Here is a 17,531-nt window from a genome sequence, read left to right as displayed (position 1 = left end):
GCGTCGGCCGCCGTCCGAACCTTCTTGCCCGCTCGCGGCCGCGTTCCGCCATGGCAACCGACGCCCAGCAGGCGTGTTTCGAGGCGGGGATCAAGTTCGGCTCGCTGTACCACCAGTTCGCCGGGACGCCCGTCAGCACGTCCAGCACGCGGAGCTTGGAGGCCGCGATGGCGGAAGCGATCGAGAACCAGCCGTTCTGTGAGTCGGTGACCGTCGACATCCACGACGACCGCGTCGCCGACGCGATCGACCACGAGAACGGCTACACCGAACTCACCGGCTCGCTGATGGACGTCGAGATGCGAATCGACTACGAGGGGGTCGCGGTCCGCACCCGGATGGCGATGGAAGACGGCTACCCGCTGATGGAGCTGGTCGACGTGGTCGACGGCGGCGAGTCGTCGGAGTCCGCGGACCCGAACGCTTAGTACCGCGACGCGCCTACCGCGACCCGAACGCCGCCGGCATCGCCGGGTTCCCGCCTTCAGAGACGCACATGGTCGACAGACGACACGACAGCCAGTCGGACCGGACCGGCTTCGACGAGACGAAGAACTACCTCTCCGAAGCCATCGGCCGCGTCGTGCCGCGGTCGGTGGCGCGGCGAGCGATCGAGGTGACGGTCAGCACCGACGCCGCCGAGTATGCGCCCGACGAGCCGGTCGCGATCACCGTCGCGATCCGCAACCGCCTCCCGGTCCCGGTCGAGGTCCCCACGTCGACCGGCCGCCTGTGGGGGTGGGCGGTCGACGGCGTCGTCGAGGCCACCGACGAGCGGCGCTACGTCCGCGGTGAGGGCTCGTCGCTGTCGCTCCGGGCCGGCGAGACGAAGCGCGCGACGGCCACGTGGAACGGTCGGTTCCGCCGCACCGACGACGACGGGCTCGACCGGTCCGTCCGGGCCGAGCGCGGGGACCACACGGTTTCCGTGTTCGTACCGGTCCCGGGTGCCGACGAGCGCCACGAGGACGCCACGCAGATCCGGATCCGATAGCCCGGCGACTCGCGCTCCCGAAAGAAGATTCCCTCCCGGAGCGGCCGGCGAAGACCGCCGGCGCTCAGTCGTCCGCTTCGGGCGCTTCCGCGCCGCGGGGAGCCGTGACGTCCGCCGCGGCCTCGTCCACGGCGCTCGCGAGCGCCTCGTCGCGACGCAGGTGACACGCCGCGTAGTGACGGCCGTCGGTGAGGTCGGACGGCACCTCGTAGGCCGGCGTCGTCGTCGCGCAGACGCTCCGGTCCGCGAACCGTTCGACGAGGAGCCGCTCGGCCTCGTCGAACTCGTCGCGCTCGATGTGCCCGAGCGCCTCGTCGAGCAGGGTGCCGGCCTCGCCGCTCGGCGCCGCGTCCGCGAAGTACCGCGACCGGAGCGCGTCGGGGTCGGTCTCCTCGAACTCCCGGCGGTCGACCGCCCGCTGGAACGCTATGACGTTCCGCCAGGCGTCGTCGCTCATGTCGTACTCGTCCGGCTGGATCACCTCCGGGCACCGCGTCCGGAACCGGCAGCCGGAGGGCGGGTCGATCGGCGACGGCACGTCGCCGGACAGCAGCGCCGTCCGCCCGCCGCTCCGGGGGTCCGGGACGGGGATGGCGTCCAGCAGCGCCCGGGTGTACGGGTGCTTCGGGTTCTCGAACAGCTCCTCTTTGTCGGCCAGCTCGACGATGTTCCCGAGGTACATCACCGCCACGCGGTCGGAGATGTGGCGGATGACGCTCAGGTCGTGCGCGATGAACAGGTACGTGAGGTCGAACTCCGCTTGGAGCTCCTCCATCGTGTTGAGCACCTGCGCCTGGATCGACACGTCGAGCGCCGACACTGGCTCGTCGCAGACGATGAAGTCCGGATTCACCGACAGCGCCCGCGCGAGGTTCACGCGCTGGCGCTGCCCGCCGGAGAACGCGTGCGGGTACCGGTTGTAGTGTTGCGGGTCGAGCCCGACCTTCTCTAACAGCTCCTTGGCGCGGGCCTCCCGCCCCTCCTCGTCGAGCATGTCGTGGGCCTTCATCGGCTCCTCGACGATGGGGCCGACCTTCATCCGGGGGTCGAGCGACGACTGCGGGTCCTGAAAGATCATCTGCATGTCCTTCCGCATCCGCCGCAGCGGCTCGCCGGACAGCTCGGCGAGGTCCTCGCCCTGGAAGTAGACGCTCCCGCTCGTCGGTTCGAGCAGCCGGAGGACGGTGCGCGCCAGCGTCGACTTCCCGCAGCCGGACTCGCCGACGAGCCCGAGGGTCTCCCCCTCCTTGATGTCGAAGCTCACGCCGTCGACGGCGCGCACGTCGGAGGTCGACCGCGAGACGTACGGGAACTCGTCGTCGAGCTCGACGCCGGCCAGCAGGCCGCTCTCGTTGTCGAAGTACTTGCAGAGGTCGCGGACCTGTAACAGCGCCTCGGGGTCGGACTCCGGCGGGCCGACTCGGCTCATTCCGCCTCACCCCCGGTCTCGGTGAGGCCGGCGGAGAACCCGCCGGTGGCCTCCGTCTCGATCGCCGGGCTCTCGTCGTAGCCGACCTCGAACGCGTCGTGTTTCACGCACGCCGCGGTGTGGGGCGGCTCGCCCGCCTCGCTCAGGTCCCGCGGCTCGGGGTGGACCTCGCGGCACACCTCCCTGGCCTCGGGACACCGCGAGTGGAACCGACAGCCCGAGGGCGGATCGATCGCCTCCGGCATCACCCCCTGGATCGGCCTGAGCTCGTCGACCGTCCGGTCGGGCCGCGGCATCGAGTCGAGCAGCGCCGAGGTGTACGGGTGTTTCGTGTCGTAGAACAGGTCGTCCACCTCCGCCTGCTCGATGATCTCGCCGAGGTACATCACGTTCACCCGGTCGCAGATCTCCGCGACGACGCTCATGTCGTGGGTGACCCAGATGAACGAGGTGTCGTACTTCTCCTGGAGCTCCTTGACCATCTCCAGGATCTCGCCTTCGACCGTCACGTCGAGCGCGGTCGTCGGCTCGTCGGCGATGATCAGGTCGGGCTGGCAGGCCAGCGCCATCGCGATCAGCACGCGCTGTCGCATCCCGCCGGAGAACTGGTGGGGGTACTCGTCGTACCGGGACTCCGGCGCCGGGATCCCCACCTCTCTGAGCATGTCGATCGCCTCCGCTTTCGCCTCCTGTGCCCCGAGGTCGCGGTTGATCTCGATGAACTCCCGGAGCTGTCCCCCGACGGTGAACACGGGGTTCAGCGACTCCATCGGGTCCTGGAAGATGATCGCGATCTCGCGGCCGCGGATCCGCTTCCGCATCTCCTCTTCGGTGAGCATCTCGTCGCGCGGGCGCAACTCGCCGCCGTCGCCCTCTTCGAGGCCGAAGATCGTCTCGCCTTTGAACTCGATCTCGCCGCCGACGATCTCGCCGGGGCTGTCCACGAGCCGGAGGATACTGGAGGTCGCGACTGACTTGCCCGCGCCCGACTCGCCGACGAGCCCGACGATCTCCCCCTCGTTGACGTCGAAGGAGATGCCGTCGACGGCGCGGACCGTCCCGTCTTCGGTGAAGAACTGTGTCTTGAGATCGCGTACGCTGAGTAGTGGTTCGCTCATATCAGTTGTTGATCCGCGGATCGAGGGCGTCCTGGAGGCCGTCGCCGAGAATGTTGAAGCCGATGACGGTGATCAGAATGGCGATGCCGGGGAAGATGCTGAACGTCGGCGCGGGGAGCATGTAGCCGCGCGAGGCGGACAGCATCTGCCCCCACGACGGCGTCGGCGGCTGCGCGCCGAAGCCGAGGAACGAGAGGCCGGCGACGATGAGGATGCTCACGCCGACCTGGAGCGTCGCCTGGACCAGCACCGGCGCGAAGCTGTTGGGGATGATGTGCCGGAAAATGATGTTCCGGTCTTTCACCCCCGCGGCCCGGGCGGCCTCGACGTAGTCCTCCTCGCGGATGGAGACGACGCGAGACCGGATGAGCCGGTTGAACACCGGGACCGCCGTGATCCCGACGCCGATCATCGCGAACGTGAGGTCCCGCCCGAACGCGGTCATGAACGCGATGACCAGCACGAGGAACGGGATCGCGTAGATGGTCTCGGTGACGCGCTGGAGCACGTCGTCGACCCAGCCGCCGTAGTAGCCGGAGACGGCGCCGATGACGGTGCCGCCGCCGAGGCCGATGGCGGTCGCGAGGAACCCGACCGTCATCGCGATCCGCGTCCCGTAGATGGTCCGGGAGAGCAGGTCGCGACCGCGGTGGTCGGTGCCGAGCGGGTGTTCGATAATCCCCTGCCCGAACTGGTTCTCCATACCGACCGGCGGGAGGAGCCGCTGGACGTTCTCCGGGTCGGCCTCGGGGTTGTACAGCACCGCCTCCGCGATCGCGTAATCGAGGACGTAGTAGTCGAACGCGGCGAAGATCGCGACGAAGGTCATGAACCCGACGATGTAGGTCCCGATCCGCGCCGTCGTGTCCTGTCTGACCTGCTTGAGCGTGTACCGCAGGCCGACGCGGGCCTCGACCTCCTCGGGCCCGCCGCTCTCGTCCCCGTCGTCCGGCGTGTCGTCGTCCGAAGTCGCGCTGTTAAAAGACATTACTCGTCACCGTAGGTGACCCGCGGGTCGAGGTAGCTGTACGTGATGTCCGTGACGATCACGCCGATCACGTAGACGAACCCGAACACGAGCGTCGTCCCCATGATCAGCTGGTAGTCCTGGTTCTGGATCGCCGTGATGATCAGTCTCCCCATCCCCTGGATCCCGAAGACGGTCTCCGTGAGGACGGCGCCGCCGAGCGCGGTCGAGAGCCCGAGCCCGATGATGGTGATCACCGGCAGCTGCGCCACCTGGAACGCGTGCTTGCGGACGATCGTCGACTCGGGCACGCCGTACGCGCGGGCGAGCTTCACGTACTCGCCCTGGAGCGAGTCGACCATCGACGAACGCTCGATCCTGGTGATCTGCGCCATCTGAAGCGTTCCGAGCCCGATCATCGGCAGGAAGAGGTGATGCGCCGACTGGCGTATCACCTCCACCTGCGTCGCCGCCCCGCGGACGTTCGCCGGGCTCTCCCACGGGAGGACGAGCCCCCGCGCGGGGAACCACCCGAGGTGGAACGCGAAGACGATGATCAACACCAGCCCGATCCAGAACGACGGGGTCGAGACGCCGATCAGCGAGATAATACGGGAGACGTGGTCGGCCGGCTCGTTCCGCCGCTTCGCCGAGATCACGCCGAGCGGGATGGCCGTGACGATGGCGAACGCGAACGCGGACAGCATGAGCAGCAGCGTGACCGGGAGCCGGAGGATGATCATCTCGAGGACGGGGCGGTCGTAGTAGATACTGAGGCCGAGATCGCCCGTCGCGACGCTGCTCAGGTACGCGAAGTACCGCACGTGTATCGGTCGGTCCAGGCCGTACCGGGCGCGGATCGCCTCGACCTGCTCCTGGGCCGGCGTCGGCCCGAGCATGATGTCGACCGGGTCGCCGGGGATCTGGTTTGCCAGGAAGAAGGTTATCGTCACGATACCTATCAGTACGGGTATCGCCTGTGCGAACCGCCGGAGTGTGTACCGAAGTAAACTCACTGTCGTGGATTCCTCGTTGCTTCGATTCGGTTTTTGCTGTCGCTTATCCGTTTCGCTCCCGCCGAGGCACCAATTCGGCGCCGCGAGCGGGCGGCCGGCCCCGTCGCCGACCGCCCCGAAGGGCCGCGTTTACGTCTCGATTCCGACCCGGGCGCGGACCGCCCTGGTCCGCTCTGCGGATCCGATCTCTCGGTCGGCGCGTCCGATTACCGGGTCACCGTGACGCCGCCCAGCTGGATCTCCGTCGAGATCGGGTGCGAGCTGAAGCCCTCCACGACGTTGCGCACGCCGTAGGAGTTGTTCAGGTTGTACGCCGGGAGGTGGACGCGCCCCTCGAGCAGCGAGGTCGTCGCCTCGATGTAGAGCTGCCGCCGCTCCTCGCGGTCGGCCGACTCGCGGGCCTGCGTCAGCTTCTGCGAGGCCTCCTCGTAGTCGTGGAACGTCCCGTTCGTCACGCCCTCCGTCTCCTGGCTCAGCAGGTTGTACGCGAACGTGTCCGGGTCCGGCGAGCCGGACCAACCGAGGGTGTACATGTTGTAGTCGTCCTCGCTGCCGGTGACGTACGCGTCGAGGAAGGTGCCCCAGTCGAGGCGCTGGACTTCGACGTTCTGGAAGCCAGCGTTCTGGAGCCCGTCGCCGATCGAGATGCCGATCTGTTCGCGCTTGTCGTCCGGCGGCACGATGATCCGCCAGTTGTAGTCCATCGGGACGCCGGCCTCCTCGAACAGCGCCTGCGCCTCCTCGAGGTCCTGATCGTGCTGGATGTCGGACCACTCGTCGGTCGGGAAGTCCCACTCCTCGGAGATCGAGGACGGGAACGGGCTGGTCTGTCGGACGCCGGCCGGCTCGACGAAGTTCTCGACCGCCTGGTCCATCGAGACGCAGTAGTCGACCGCCTCGCGGACGAGCGGGTCGCTCGTCGGTCCCTCGCCGCAGTTGAACGCGAGGTAGAAGTACCCGATGCCCGGCTCCTCGGTCAGCGTCGCGCTCTGGTTCGCCTCGACCGTCTCGTACAGCTGCGGCGGGATCGACTCGATGATGTCGACGTTCCCGGTCTCCAGCTCGGTGACGCGCGTCGTCTGCTCGACGATCGGCTCGAACTCGACGGCGCCGATCTCCGGGAGGTTGTCGCTGTCCCAGTAGTCGTCCCACCGCTCGAGCGTCGCGTAGCTCTCCGGCTCCCACTCGCTGAGCTTGAACGGCCCGGAGGTGACCGGGTCCATGTTGTACGCCTCGGTGTCCTCCTGCCGCACGGAGGCGTTGACGACGTTCCGCGCCATGGCGATCGTGAACGCGCCGTACGGGTACTTGAGGTCGAACTGCGCGGTGGTCTCGTCGACGACCTCCCCGGTGTCGATCATGTCCACCTCGGAGGCGTTCTCGGTCTGCTCCTCGACGGGCGCCATCATCGTGTGAACGACGTCCTCCGCGGTGACCGGGTCGCCGTTCTGGAACTGGGCGTCCTCGCGGATCGGGACGATGAACCGCGTGCCGTCGCGCTCGACGGTGGGCATGTCCGCGGCGATCTTCGGCTCCAGGCTGACGCCGTCGCCGTACTCGTAGAGGCCGTCGAATATCCGCCCGGCGATCTGCGCGGACGGCACGTCGTTCATGACCACGGGGTCCATGTCGAGCGGGCCCTTCGCCTGCGCGAAGTACAGGGTCGGGGCGCTGCCGCCGTCGCCGCCGTCGGACCCGTCACCGCCGTCGCCGCCGTCGGACCCGTCACCGCCGTCGCCGCCGTCGGACCCGTCGCCGCCGTCCCCCCCGCCGGCACACCCGGCGAGCAGGAGCGAAGTGCCGGCCGCGCCGCCGGCGAGGACCTTTCGTCGCGAAATGCGTTGTGTGTGTTGTCGACGCATACAACGGTCCTCTTGTTTCACTCTAATAAGTATTTTGGGAGGCCCTGCCCATACGGTCATCTCCGGTTGATTTATCATCATTTTGTGCGTATTCTTTTCCACGAACGCCGTCCGAATCAGGAAGAAACGACTGCCGGGATCCGAAATGCGCCGGTCGGTCCGCGGTCGGACGCGTCGGCCGGAGCGTTCGACCCTCGCGCGCGCCGCGCCGGGCGACCGCTCAGCGCCCGTCCGACGACGCCCCGTCGCTGTCGGTGTCCGTCACGGTCCCGACCCCCTTGCTCGACCCCTCGCGGAACACGAACCGCTGTCCCTCCTCGACCAGGTACGGGCGGAACTTGAAGCGGACGCGCGCCTCGCCCGTGTCGCCCGGGAGCAGTCGCCCCTGCTCCGGGAAGAACGCCGCCGCCTCGGAGAGGGTCTCGAGGTGGACCACGGGCTCGTACCCCTCCTGGATCCGGGTCGGGTGGTTGAGTACCATCACCTCGGCGTCGAACTCGCGGACCGGGTCCGGCTCCGCGTCGCGGGGGACCAGGGCCATCCCGCGCTCGATCTCGTCCTCGTCGACGCCCTTCAGCGCGATGCCCACGATCCGCCCGGCGGTCGCCTTGTCGACCCGGTGGTAGTGCATCTCGATCGACCGCGCCTCGACCTCGCGGAACGAGCCGTCGGGCATGGGGCCGAGCAGGAGCTCGTCGCCGGTCTCGACGGTCCCCGAGTTCACCGTGCCCGACGCCACCGCGCCCACGCCGGTCACCTTGTAGCTGCGGTCGACGTACATCCGGAACGTCTCGCGGTCGGGCGTCGCCCGCTTCGGGAGCCGCTCGAACAGCCGGTCGAGCGTCTCGATCCCGTCCTTCGTCACCGCGCTGGTCCGCAGCAGGGGGACGACGCCGTCGCCCACCTCCGCCACCGCGGTGTCGATCCCGTGGCGGCCGACGAGCAGCGGCGTCTGCCCGGCGTCGCGCAGCATCGACTCGACCTCGCGTTCCACCTCGGCGAGCCGCTCGTCGCTCACGGCGTCCGCTTTCGTGACCGCGACGACGGTCGGCAGCTCGGTGGCGAGGAGGATCCCGAGGTGCTCGCGGGTCGTCTTCGTCGGCCCGTCGTCGGCGGCGACGACCAAGAGTCCGTAGTCGAGCTTCTGTCCCACCAGCCCGCGGATCGTCGTCCGCAGCCACGGCTCGTGCCCGACGGTGTCGACGAAGGAGACGAGCCGGTCGGCCGCCTCGACGACGCCCGCGCGGTCGGCCTTCCGGTGCGGGTTGTCCATCCGCACCGGCTCGTCGGCGTCGTCGGCGAACCCGTACACGGCGTACGAGAGGTCAGCCGAGAGGCCCCGCTCGACCTCGTGGGGCTGGACGTCGAGGAAGCCGCGCGTGCCGCCCTCGCCGTCGTCGGCGCGCCCGGTGACCAGCGTGCCGACCAGCGTCGACTTCCCGTGGTCGACGTGGCCCGCGGTGCCGACCACGAGGTGGTCCTCGTCGGCCTCGAACACGCCGCCGTCGCGGAGGGTCGCGAGGCCGACGAGCCCCGCCTCGTCGCCGTCGCCGCCGTCGCCGGCGCTCCACGTCTCGGCGTCGGCGATGTGGGCGTCCGCCTCGTCGGCCAGGAGGGAGAGCACGTCCATCGTCTCGGAGAAGGCCTCCGGAGAGATCCCGGCGAGCCCGCCGTCGTCGGTGACCCCGAGGACGTACGTCGCCTCGCCGTCGCCGGAGAGCACCCGGTGCCGGAGCTGCGCGACCAGCGACTCCATGCGCCCGTCCGCGAGGTGGACCTCCCGCGTCAGCCGCTCTTTGAACTCGATCGCGCCGCCGTCCCGCTCGCCGCGCTCGATGGCCCGCCTGAGGGCGGACCGGTCAGCGCTCATGTCCGATCGTAGGCGAGGGCCGGGCTTAACGGTTTTCGTGGTACGTGCCCCCACGACACGTGATCGCTCGCTGCCCCTCCGGAGCGCTCCGGCGAGCTATTTAACCGACCGCCGCGGACAACGACTGTATGGACACCTCGGTCCCCAGCGTCGCCGAACGCCGCGTCCACGTGGTCCCGCTCGGCTACGAGCGCGACCGGATCGTCGAACCCCTCCGGCGCCACGGCGCCGACGTCGCCTACCTCCTCGTCGACGCCCCCGACCGCGACGGGGACCGCGGCGACGTGGACTTCGACGCGGCCGGCGCCGCCGACCCCGCAGACACGCGCGTCGACCCCGACGGGCTCACCGACTACCAGCGCGACGCGTGGACGGCCGTCGCCGAGTTCGCCGAGGTCAGGCCGATCCCCGTCGCGCTCGCGGACGTGTACGACGTGCTCGGCGTGACGACGACGGTCGCCGCCCGCCACCGGGCCGGCGCCGAGGACGGCGACCGGCTCTTCGGGAACGTCTCGACCGGGCCGCGGATCGCCGCTGTCGGCGTCGCGCTGGCCTGCATGATCGTCGGCGCGCGCCCGTACAGCGTCGAGCCCGAGCGCCACCGGCACGACCGGCGCCAGGAGCCGCTCACCGAGGGCGTCGCCCGCACCGTCGACCTCCCGATCTACCCGATGGACGCGCCCACCACCGACCAGGTGGCCGTCCTCGGTCGGCTCCACGAGCGCGCGGAGGAGAGTCTGACCACCGACAAGTGGAACCTGATCGAGTGGGCGCGCGAGCGCGGCCTCACGTTCCTCCGCGAGGCCGGCGAGAGCCGGACGGCGAAGTACCGCGCGCTGGAGACGCACGTGCTCTCGCCGCTGCGCGAGCGCGGCTACGTCGAGTTGGAGGACATCGGCCGGTCCGACACCGTCCGGCTCACCGAGGTCGGTCGCCGCGTCTTCTTCGCGTTCAAACACAAGATCGACGGGTAGCGGGGCCGCACTCGCTCGCTCGCCGAACGGTGGCTCCGACGCGCACGGCGTGACCGGTCCGATTCAAACGTGTTGTTCGGTCCGTCCGTACTATCGACGGCTAACGTAGAATTGTGCCCCGCCCTTCGATACAGATGCGTGACGCCCGCCGGGCGGTCGGGGCGCCCTCCCTGCCCTCCACACCGCCTGTCCGCTATCAGCGGTCGGTCGCCGCCCCCAACCGGCGGCGGTCGGTCGCCGCCGGCTTCCGGCCGGCGACGGTCCCCGCTGACGCCGCCGCGGCCGTCCGACGGATCGTCACGAGGCGACGGCGCCGCCGTCGCCGTTCTCCGCCGCGTCCTCACTCCTCCGTTAGGTCGACGTACGTCCGCCGGACGGTCACCGGCGTCACGCCGGCGGCGTCGGCGGCCTCCTGCTGGGTACACTCGGCGTCGAGCTCGCGGGCCGCGGTGTAGAGGCAGGCGGCCGCGACGCCGACCGGGTTGCGGCCGTTCGCGATCCCCTCCTCGACGGCGCGCTCGGCCAGCTCGCCGGCGCGGCGCTCGACGGCCGGGTCGCAGCCGAGGTCGCTGGCGAACCGCGGGAGGTACTCCGCCGGGCCGCTCGGCGCGATGGGGAGGCCGAGCTCGCGGTTCATCGCGTCGAAGGCCGCCCGGTGCTCGTCCTCCGTCGCCTTCGCCTCGGCGCACACCTCGCCGACGGTGCGGGCCACGTCGGCGGTGCGGCAGGCGACGTAGACGCAGGCCGCGGCGAACCCTTCGAGCGAGCGCCCGCGGAGCAGGCTCTCCTCCTGCGCGGAGTCGAACAGCGCGCAGGCGCTGTCGCGGACGCTGTCGGGCAGCTCCAAGACGCCGGTGAGCCGACGGATCTCGGTGTAGGCGTACACCTTGTTGCGGTCGCGCTTCGTCGAGATCTGCGCGCGGTTGTGCTGAGTCCGCATCCGGGCGAGCCGCCGGCGCTTGCGCCCCTTCACCTTCGTCGACCGACCGATCTCCGTCGAGAGGCCGCGGTCGTGCCGCGACCGCGTCAGCGGCGAACCCATGCGGTTATGCGGGTTATGTTGCCGCTTCATGCAGATTAAACATCAAACGGAGCCTAATTATTACCAAGACTCACCCGTTACCGACGGGTACGGAATTGCTCCGTTGAGTACCCCAACCGATAGCCGTGACCATGACACCAGATGGCAAACACCCACGCCGCGAGAAACCAGACCGCGAATCGACGCGCCTCACGGGCTTTGCAGAGTCAAACCATGTCGGACCTAAAGCCCATAGCGCCAGCAGAAGCGAAAGCCCAGTACCTTGAAGCAATCCGTACCGAGAAGGCCGAGAGTACGGTTCAAACCCGCGAGTACCAACTACGTCACTTCGTTCGGTGGTGCGGAGAGGAGGACATCGAGAACATGAACACCCTCGATGGCCGCGACTTGATGAACTATCGCAAGTGGCGGCGCGAGGACGGGGACTTGAATAACGTCACGCTCCGCTCGCAGATGTCCAACATCCGCCACTTCATCGACTTTTGCGGGCGGATTGATGCAGTCCCCTCGAACCTTCATGAGAAGGTCCTACTCCCGTCCCTCGATAAGTACGAGAATCGGCGGGACGAATCCCTCTCCGCCGAACGCGCCCGTTCCATCCTCGATTTCCTCGAACGGTTCGAGTACGCATCACGTGACCATGTGGCGTTCCTCGTACTATGGAAAACGGGGATGCGGACGGGCGGCCTCCGCGCCCTCGATGTGGAGGACTACTACCCACGGAAAGGAGCGTTAGAGTTGGTACATCGGCCCGATACGGGGACCCCGCTCAAGAATAAGGAGGCGGGGGAGCGCATGATTGCCCTGGGTGATGCGGAGTGCGAGGTGATAGATGACTACCTCGAACGCAAGCGGGAGAACGCGACCGATGAGCATGGCCGCGACCCCCTCATCACGACCAAGAACGGACGGATGGGGAAGGTCACGATTCGGCGGACTGCATACCGCCTCACGCGGCCCTGCATCTACGCAGGGGAGTGTCCCCACGATAGGGACCCGATGGACTGCGAAGCGCGGACGGACTACGATAAGGCCTCTCAGTGCCCCGATGCGGTGAGCGCACACCCCATCCGCCGTGGGTCAATCACGCATCACCTGGATAACGACGTTCCGAAGGTCGCGGTGAGCGACCGCATGGACGTGTCCCCCGACGTGATTGATGCCCACTACGATGCCGCCTCAAAGGAGGGCAAAATGAACCGCCGTCGGGAGTACGTGGAGAACATCTAACCGCAGAAATCTCTTTTCGTCACCGTTCAACTCCTCCGAAGGCTTATCGGATACGGGACATTTTTCGCTATATATGGGGCCGATTGAGAGGGCCATAGGCGTGGCGGGCGCTATCGGGGTCATCATAGCGGGCCTCATGCTCCTAACCTGCATCCCGCACCTTGGGGAGCCTGGCTTCAATATGCAAGCGTGTGTCCTCCCCGTCATTCCGCAGATAGCCGTCCCCAACTTTCCCCTGATAATTCTCCTTGCCCTGGTTTTCGGGGGATTACTGGTTTGGTCATGGGTGGATGACCAAGGGTTTTGAGCAGGGGAATTTATACGCAGAGATAGTCTCGTATTCTGATATGCCTGGCCGCATCCTCGGTATTATCGCACTCATCGGCATCGGAATGTTCGCAATTGGACTATTCGCCCTTTCAGGGTGCATTAACGGTGACATCGGCAATTTGGCTCAATGCCAGAGTGACCTACTCCTCACGGCAGTAGGTGCGATGATTACGATAGCGGCGGGAGGTGGAGGCGCGGCGGCGGCTTAAATTGAGCCGCTATTTCACTCTAAACCAGTCCTCCAAGTGTCTCCGAGTGAAATAGCCGTCTCCAAGGTCTACTTCGAGAGTTGGGCTATTCACGATGAACTCGTTGACCCTGATGTCGCGTGCGAGTTGGTAATGGAGTTGGTTCTCATCGTCCAATAGTGCGAGGTTGATGAGAACCGCTATAACCACTACCCCAATGGCGGGGAGGGAGCCGTCCCCGAGAATAGCAGAGAAAATCCACTTGATATGCGGGTATAGGATAATCGCACCAACGACGAGAGACGAGTATAAAATATGTGATATTTGGTAGTAGTCCCTACTGAGGCTTTTTTGCTTCATGTAGTGGAGGAAACCCCAAGCCCCGAGGAGCAAACCAAGGTCGACATATAGCCCAAGCCATAATCCCGACTCTCCGATAGTGAGGAAATGGACGTTGAGGGCCAGTGCGTTCGTAAAACACGTTACTCGGCTCACGTAGTGTTTCTCGACCACGTACCCGATGAGGAGCAAGGAGAGTTCGGGAATAAGGGCCGCGAGCGACGTGGGGAGTAGGTCAATGAGCATATTAGGAACGTTCACTATCCAGACACCATTAGATTACCCCCTGGATAGATTCGATTCACGTAGCGGGCGCAAATCCACCCCATACCCACCCGCGTATGGGACCCGTCCGCTCACTAATCTTGACGGGGGGAGGACACGGAGGTGCGACCGAGTTCCGATGCAACTCGTTCGGTTACGCGGAGGATGTTGCCGCATCTGACGCGAGTGCATTACCTTGGAGAATATCACCCGCCTCGAATCGGCCCGTTCGTAGGTAGGTTAGTGAGCCGAACGGCACGCCGCTAATCGGGATTTTGGCCTTTTTGAGCCCGCTAATCGAGATTCTGTCCCTTCATCGAGTGTGCTATGCAACCACGTGATTTCGTTGGTCCTCTGCGGGGTTGATGTCGATGTCGAATACCTCCCGCAGTTGGTCGATGCCCTTCTTGGGGAGAGACACCACGCCCTCCCGTACCGACGGGACGAAAAACGTCTCGCCGTCGCCCTCCGCGAGTCGCCCCGTCTGAATCCCGTAATCGTGAAAGAGGCGACGGAGGTGGTCCCCGCTAACGCCCGTGTCCCTCGTATCGAGGTGGAGAGACGGGAGAATAGCGGAGCCGTGATAGGCCCCGTGGAACTCGATAAACCACGTCACGACGTTGGGGGTCAACTCCGTAACGTCGTTCCCGTCCTCGTAGGCATCGAGGCGCGGATGCGGCATCGTGCGGAGCGCGTATAGGTCCGCACACTGCTCCGCCGTCACGTCCATGTCGGGGTACTTAGCCGCCAGGTGCTCCGCCTGCTCCGCCGCCGTCGCCTCAAGACGGAGGGACGTAACCAGGTCATCGAGACGGGCCGCCGCCGCTTTCAGAAACTCCACGTCGGTCGAGTAGTGCGTAATCGAGTGGTGCGCGCCCTCCGTCTCGACCGTGGCCCCATCGAGGAGGAGGAACCGCACGGTATCGAGTTGGTCCTCACTCAGGTCGGGGCGGTGGTCCTCGTTGAAAGCGTAGTGTTGCGCGATTCTCTCGTATTCTTCACCGCAGGTCGGGCATTTCGTCGTCATAGTTTGGTCAATAAGTGGGCTAAATCGCCGTTCTAACGGGGTATGAGGGTCGTTGCGAGCCGTTTTCGCCAGACGTTTGCCCCCATCCGTCGTGCAACGAGTTTCGCCCGTCCCACCACGGACTAGGGAGTTGAATCTTGAGCGGGCCGATTTCGTGTATCTTCACGTGTAACGTCACGTCGATGACCACGGATAAGCGACTCAAGCCAGCATCAACGGTCCTCAGTCCCTCACACCGTCACGGCCCTATCTCCCCGCCGTCCCCAGGTATATGATATTACGTCAATTACCACACTTAAGGGAGTGAGAGGCGGCCCTCCCCGCCCGTCGTGCCGTCGCATCGAGGAGCACGCGGGCGGCGGGCAAGTCTGATTGAACCTGGGGAAACCTGGCCGATTCTCTTTAAAAGGGACACTCTGACTACGATGGAAGTAGTGGGGGAGCGTTGAACGCGAGTGGCATTAGGACCACTCCCCGAGACGCCCGAAATCGCCCGTCTCTCACTTTTATTACGCAGTAAGTGAGGAGACGCGGTGAACGCGCGTGGCACTTATAAGGCGTGTTCGACGTGACCCCAACTGAGAGGAGATTACTGCAAGTTATGACCCGAGAAAAACGTGTCCGCCTGAGCGCGGACGAACTGGCGACGGCAAAGGCAACCCGTGATGCGGTTTTCGGGGACGAATCAGTGGCACTTGGCCACGTCATCGACGTGGCGTGCCGCAACCTCGTTGCGGAGGAGGTAGGCGAATCGCACGATGACGGCGGGGTGAATTTCTGATGAGTGAGATTCAGGCGGTCCCCATCGAGAACCCTGAGGAGGGGGACACGGTGGAACTCCCCAAGAAGGTCGGGCGCGTTGACGCCTGGCACGACTATCGGGGGTCCGCGGGCGGTACTCGATTTGAGATGACCGTGGTCGGGAGGGGCGAACTCGCGGAGTACGTCCTACTGAGCACGAGCATCGGGGAGAGTGAAATCGAGGACGGCGCGCAGGTCCTTGCGACGGACGTGGAGCACGCGGCGGTTTGGTACGCCGTCCCGCGCTCCGCATACGGAGCGGGAGGTAACTGAGCATGACCACGCACATGGACACCACGGCAATCGAGGAGGCAAAGGCGAGTAATCGAGACGGCGGCCCGCGAGAGGACCGCCCCGAGGAGGTGGATGCGTTCCTCGAACCCGAGGAGGCGGTCGGATTCGAGGAGGGGCTACCCCTTCTTGACCGTCCGTATGAGGAGTACCCCGATGACCCCCTCACGCCCGATGCGGGGGCGGACGTGGCGGCCCTGGCAGGCCACGAACTCGTTGGGTCCGTGGAGGACCTTGCCGCGGAACTCGATACGACGGAGGGCAAGGCCCGCACCGCCCTCCACCTCCACGACGTGGAGGAACCGAGCGCAGGCGGTTCGTCCGATTCGGTGGAGCGGGAGGGTGTTATCGAGGTGCCCCTTCACGGGGTCATCGACGTGGAGCACCTACGGACCCCAGTGTACGCCGATGCGCGCCTCCTTGAGCATCTATACGTCCGATGCGGCATGAGCATCCCCGAGATTCGGGAGACGCTTGAGGAGGGCATGAACGCGGGACGGGGCGGGAATAAGTCCCGTTGGTCCGTCACGGAGGCGGAAATCCGTTCCGCGTTGGAGGATGTCGCCCTTATCAGTGGTACGGACACCGAAGGGGGCGACTCCGAGAGGCTACGCCTGGGAGGGGCCACGCACGACTTTAGCGAGAGTGGCGATACCTCCCCGTCGGGTGGTCTGACGGTTTCGACTTCGGATTTCGAGTGAGGGTCTAACGACCGCGGTATCGGTCGGGTGTGGCGGTGCGTCGCACGTCCCAAGCGCAACGCAATCAGCACCAACGCACTCAGACCATGAGTACGCAGACCCAACACACGAACACCGAGGAGCATAGACTATCGAGGGACCCCGAGGACACCGACCGCGGTTGGTCGGATGGCCAGTGGGATGCGGAGCGGTTCGACCTTCGGGCGGATGACCCCGAGGATGACGGATTAGGTGGTCAGATTGCCGCCCGCGATTGCAAGACGGAGAAGTGGCGGCGGCTCCGCAAGGTCGATGAGGGGTGGATTGAGTACGACGGTCGGGAGTACGACCGTGAGGAGGCGCGGAAACTCCGCAATCGGACGGTCGATTCGGACGGACGCACGGAGCACATTTTCAAGATGCACCGTGCGGACACCGTGTGCGACCGCCTCAACGTCCGTAGCGCAACCCGCAACGAGACACGGCAAATCGTTGCCCGAACGGATTGCACGGGCCACTCCCTGGAGAAGGTCATCACTGGCGCGGCAATCGTGGCCCGAGACGCACACGTGGCCACGCGGTTGGCGCAGGCGAGTGAGTCGGTCGATGAGCCGCTCAGTGGCGCGCTCCGCCGTCTCGATTCACTCGATGACCGCGAGGACGTGGGGCAAACGCTAGATAATCTGGCGGCCCTGGCGGACGATGACGGTCCCGTGGCGGCCCTCCTTGAGCGGCGGTTAGTCGATGACCCCGCCGTGGTCGAACTAGCGGAGGAGTACGGCTTTAGCATCGAGAACGCCCGCGCAGTCCACTGGGGAGGTGAGGACGATGCGTGAACCGTACACCAACGAGGACCACCACTGGAATATCCGCGTGGCTCACGATGAAATCCTCCGCCGCCTGGTGGAACTCGATAAGCCGTGGTGGGACCGCGCGGTGTTAGCGTTCCTCCACCACGAAAAGAAGATGTCGCAGGCGGAGATATAGTAGTTGCTAGAAATAATTACTCACTTTTGGAATCGAGAGTTGATCAAGAGCACTGTCGATCGCTGTTGTAAGTTCGTCGAGTGAGTCGAAAAAGCGGTTGCTGAGAGCTGCTTGGAGCTGTC

18 protein-coding genes and 2 pseudogenes are annotated in these 17,531 nt (G+C 66.1%); 10 read left to right on the top strand and 10 right to left on the bottom strand.

Features of this window, described 5'->3' with window-relative positions; translation table 11 throughout:
* Window positions 1-50: 50 nt before the first annotated feature.
* Together DVK06_RS15845 and DVK06_RS15840 are read left to right on the top strand one after the other, a co-directional pair.
* Entirely contained in the window at window positions 51-428 is a 378-nt protein-coding gene (locus DVK06_RS15845; RefSeq protein WP_121601005.1) for a dihydroneopterin aldolase family protein, read from the top strand.
* A gap of 68 nt (window positions 429-496) precedes the next feature.
* Window positions 497-994 carry a hypothetical protein gene (locus DVK06_RS15840; RefSeq protein WP_053770208.1) on the top strand — a complete coding sequence of 166 codons (498 nt, stop codon included), beginning with the start codon at window positions 497-499 and terminating at the stop codon, window positions 992-994.
* A 64-nt stretch (window positions 995-1,058) separates the two neighbouring features.
* Here DVK06_RS15840 and DVK06_RS15835 read toward each other — a convergent pair whose 3' ends face one another.
* The 6 genes from DVK06_RS15835 to DVK06_RS15810 form a co-directional block, all read right to left on the bottom strand.
* Window positions 1,059-2,423, bottom strand: a complete 1,365-nt coding sequence (locus tag DVK06_RS15835) for an ABC transporter ATP-binding protein (protein ID WP_053770207.1) — start codon at window positions 2,421-2,423, stop codon at window positions 1,059-1,061.
* Complete coding sequence (locus DVK06_RS15830; protein ID WP_053770206.1) at window positions 2,420-3,541, bottom strand: ABC transporter ATP-binding protein; 1,122 nt, start codon at window positions 3,539-3,541, stop codon at window positions 2,420-2,422. The genes DVK06_RS15835 and DVK06_RS15830 overlap by 4 nt, the downstream gene beginning before the upstream one ends.
* 1 nt (window position 3,542) lies before the next feature.
* The gene (locus tag DVK06_RS15825; RefSeq protein ID WP_053770205.1) at window positions 3,543-4,529 is read right to left on the bottom strand and encodes an ABC transporter permease; all 987 of its coding nucleotides are present in this window, start codon (window positions 4,527-4,529) and stop codon (window positions 3,543-3,545) included.
* On the bottom strand, window positions 4,529-5,524 hold the full coding sequence (locus DVK06_RS15820; protein WP_255410388.1) for an ABC transporter permease: 996 nt from the start codon (window positions 5,522-5,524) through the stop codon (window positions 4,529-4,531). The genes DVK06_RS15825 and DVK06_RS15820 overlap by 1 nt, the downstream gene beginning before the upstream one ends.
* A gap of 206 nt (window positions 5,525-5,730) precedes the next feature.
* The gene (locus DVK06_RS15815; RefSeq protein ID WP_053770203.1) at window positions 5,731-7,386 is read right to left on the bottom strand and encodes an ABC transporter substrate-binding protein; all 1,656 of its coding nucleotides are present in this window, start codon (window positions 7,384-7,386) and stop codon (window positions 5,731-5,733) included.
* A gap of 220 nt (window positions 7,387-7,606) precedes the next feature.
* Window positions 7,607-9,256, bottom strand: a complete 1,650-nt coding sequence (locus DVK06_RS15810) for a GTPBP1 family GTP-binding protein (RefSeq protein WP_121601004.1) — start codon at window positions 9,254-9,256, stop codon at window positions 7,607-7,609.
* 128 nt (window positions 9,257-9,384) lie between these two features.
* Here DVK06_RS15810 and DVK06_RS15805 point away from each other — a divergent pair, with 128 nt between their 5' ends.
* Window positions 9,385-10,230, top strand: coding sequence for a DUF6293 family protein (locus tag DVK06_RS15805; protein WP_053770201.1), 846 nt, complete (start codon window positions 9,385-9,387; stop codon window positions 10,228-10,230).
* A gap of 340 nt (window positions 10,231-10,570) precedes the next feature.
* On the opposite strand, the pseudogene DVK06_RS15800 reads toward DVK06_RS15805, so the two are convergent.
* Window positions 10,571-11,278 (bottom strand): annotated as a pseudogene (locus DVK06_RS15800) (transcription initiation factor IIB family protein); the annotation flags it as partial.
* A 207-nt stretch (window positions 11,279-11,485) separates the two neighbouring features.
* Between DVK06_RS15800 and DVK06_RS15795 the strand changes: the two are divergent.
* Window positions 11,486-12,502, top strand: coding sequence for a tyrosine-type recombinase/integrase (locus tag DVK06_RS15795; protein ID WP_121601003.1), 1,017 nt, complete (start codon window positions 11,486-11,488; stop codon window positions 12,500-12,502).
* A gap of 73 nt (window positions 12,503-12,575) precedes the next feature.
* A complete protein-coding gene (locus DVK06_RS15790) occupies window positions 12,576-12,809 on the top strand; it encodes a hypothetical protein (protein WP_121601002.1) in 234 nt (77 codons plus the stop codon).
* Window positions 12,810-13,050: 241 nt separating this feature from the next.
* On the opposite strand, the gene DVK06_RS15780 is transcribed toward DVK06_RS15790, so the two are convergent.
* Both DVK06_RS15780 and DVK06_RS15775 read right to left on the bottom strand, forming a co-directional pair.
* Window positions 13,051-13,605: a hypothetical protein gene (locus DVK06_RS15780; protein WP_121601000.1), complete on the bottom strand. Its 555-nt coding sequence runs from the start codon at window positions 13,603-13,605 to the stop codon at window positions 13,051-13,053.
* Between the two features lie 343 nt (window positions 13,606-13,948).
* A complete protein-coding gene (locus tag DVK06_RS15775; protein WP_121600999.1) occupies window positions 13,949-14,650 on the bottom strand; it encodes a hypothetical protein in 702 nt (233 codons plus the stop codon).
* A gap of 559 nt (window positions 14,651-15,209) precedes the next feature.
* Between DVK06_RS15775 and DVK06_RS15770 the strand changes: the two genes are divergently transcribed.
* The 5 genes from DVK06_RS15770 (at window position 15,210) to DVK06_RS18735 (ending at window position 17,409) form a co-directional block, all read left to right on the top strand.
* Entirely contained in the window at window positions 15,210-15,431 is a 222-nt protein-coding gene (locus tag DVK06_RS15770; RefSeq protein ID WP_121600998.1) for a hypothetical protein, read from the top strand.
* Window positions 15,431-15,724 carry a hypothetical protein gene (locus DVK06_RS15765; protein WP_121600997.1) on the top strand — a complete coding sequence of 98 codons (294 nt, stop codon included), beginning with the start codon at window positions 15,431-15,433 and terminating at the stop codon, window positions 15,722-15,724. Before DVK06_RS15770 ends, DVK06_RS15765 begins: the two co-directional genes overlap by 1 nt.
* Window positions 15,725-15,726: 2 nt before the next feature.
* The gene (locus DVK06_RS15760; protein ID WP_121600996.1) at window positions 15,727-16,443 is read left to right on the top strand and encodes a hypothetical protein; all 717 of its coding nucleotides are present in this window, start codon (window positions 15,727-15,729) and stop codon (window positions 16,441-16,443) included.
* Between the two features lie 86 nt (window positions 16,444-16,529).
* Window positions 16,530-17,258, top strand: a complete 729-nt coding sequence (locus DVK06_RS15755) for a hypothetical protein (RefSeq protein WP_147438126.1) — start codon at window positions 16,530-16,532, stop codon at window positions 17,256-17,258.
* Window positions 17,251-17,409: a hypothetical protein gene (locus DVK06_RS18735; protein WP_158600097.1), complete on the top strand. Its 159-nt coding sequence runs from the start codon at window positions 17,251-17,253 to the stop codon at window positions 17,407-17,409. The genes DVK06_RS15755 and DVK06_RS18735 overlap by 8 nt, the downstream gene beginning before the upstream one ends.
* Before the next feature lie 6 nt (window positions 17,410-17,415).
* Here the strand turns inward: DVK06_RS18735 and DVK06_RS15750 are convergent.
* Window positions 17,416-17,531 (bottom strand): annotated as a pseudogene (locus DVK06_RS15750) (IS630 family transposase); the annotation flags it as partial.

The sequence above is a fragment of the Halorubrum sp. Atlit-28R genome (genome assembly GCF_003665955.1).
In the GTDB taxonomy this organism is placed as follows: Archaea; Halobacteriota; Halobacteria; order Halobacteriales; family Haloferacaceae; genus Halorubrum; species Halorubrum tropicale.
Note: the sequence above shows the minus strand (reverse complement) of the source record. Positions and strands in the feature narration are given on the sequence as shown.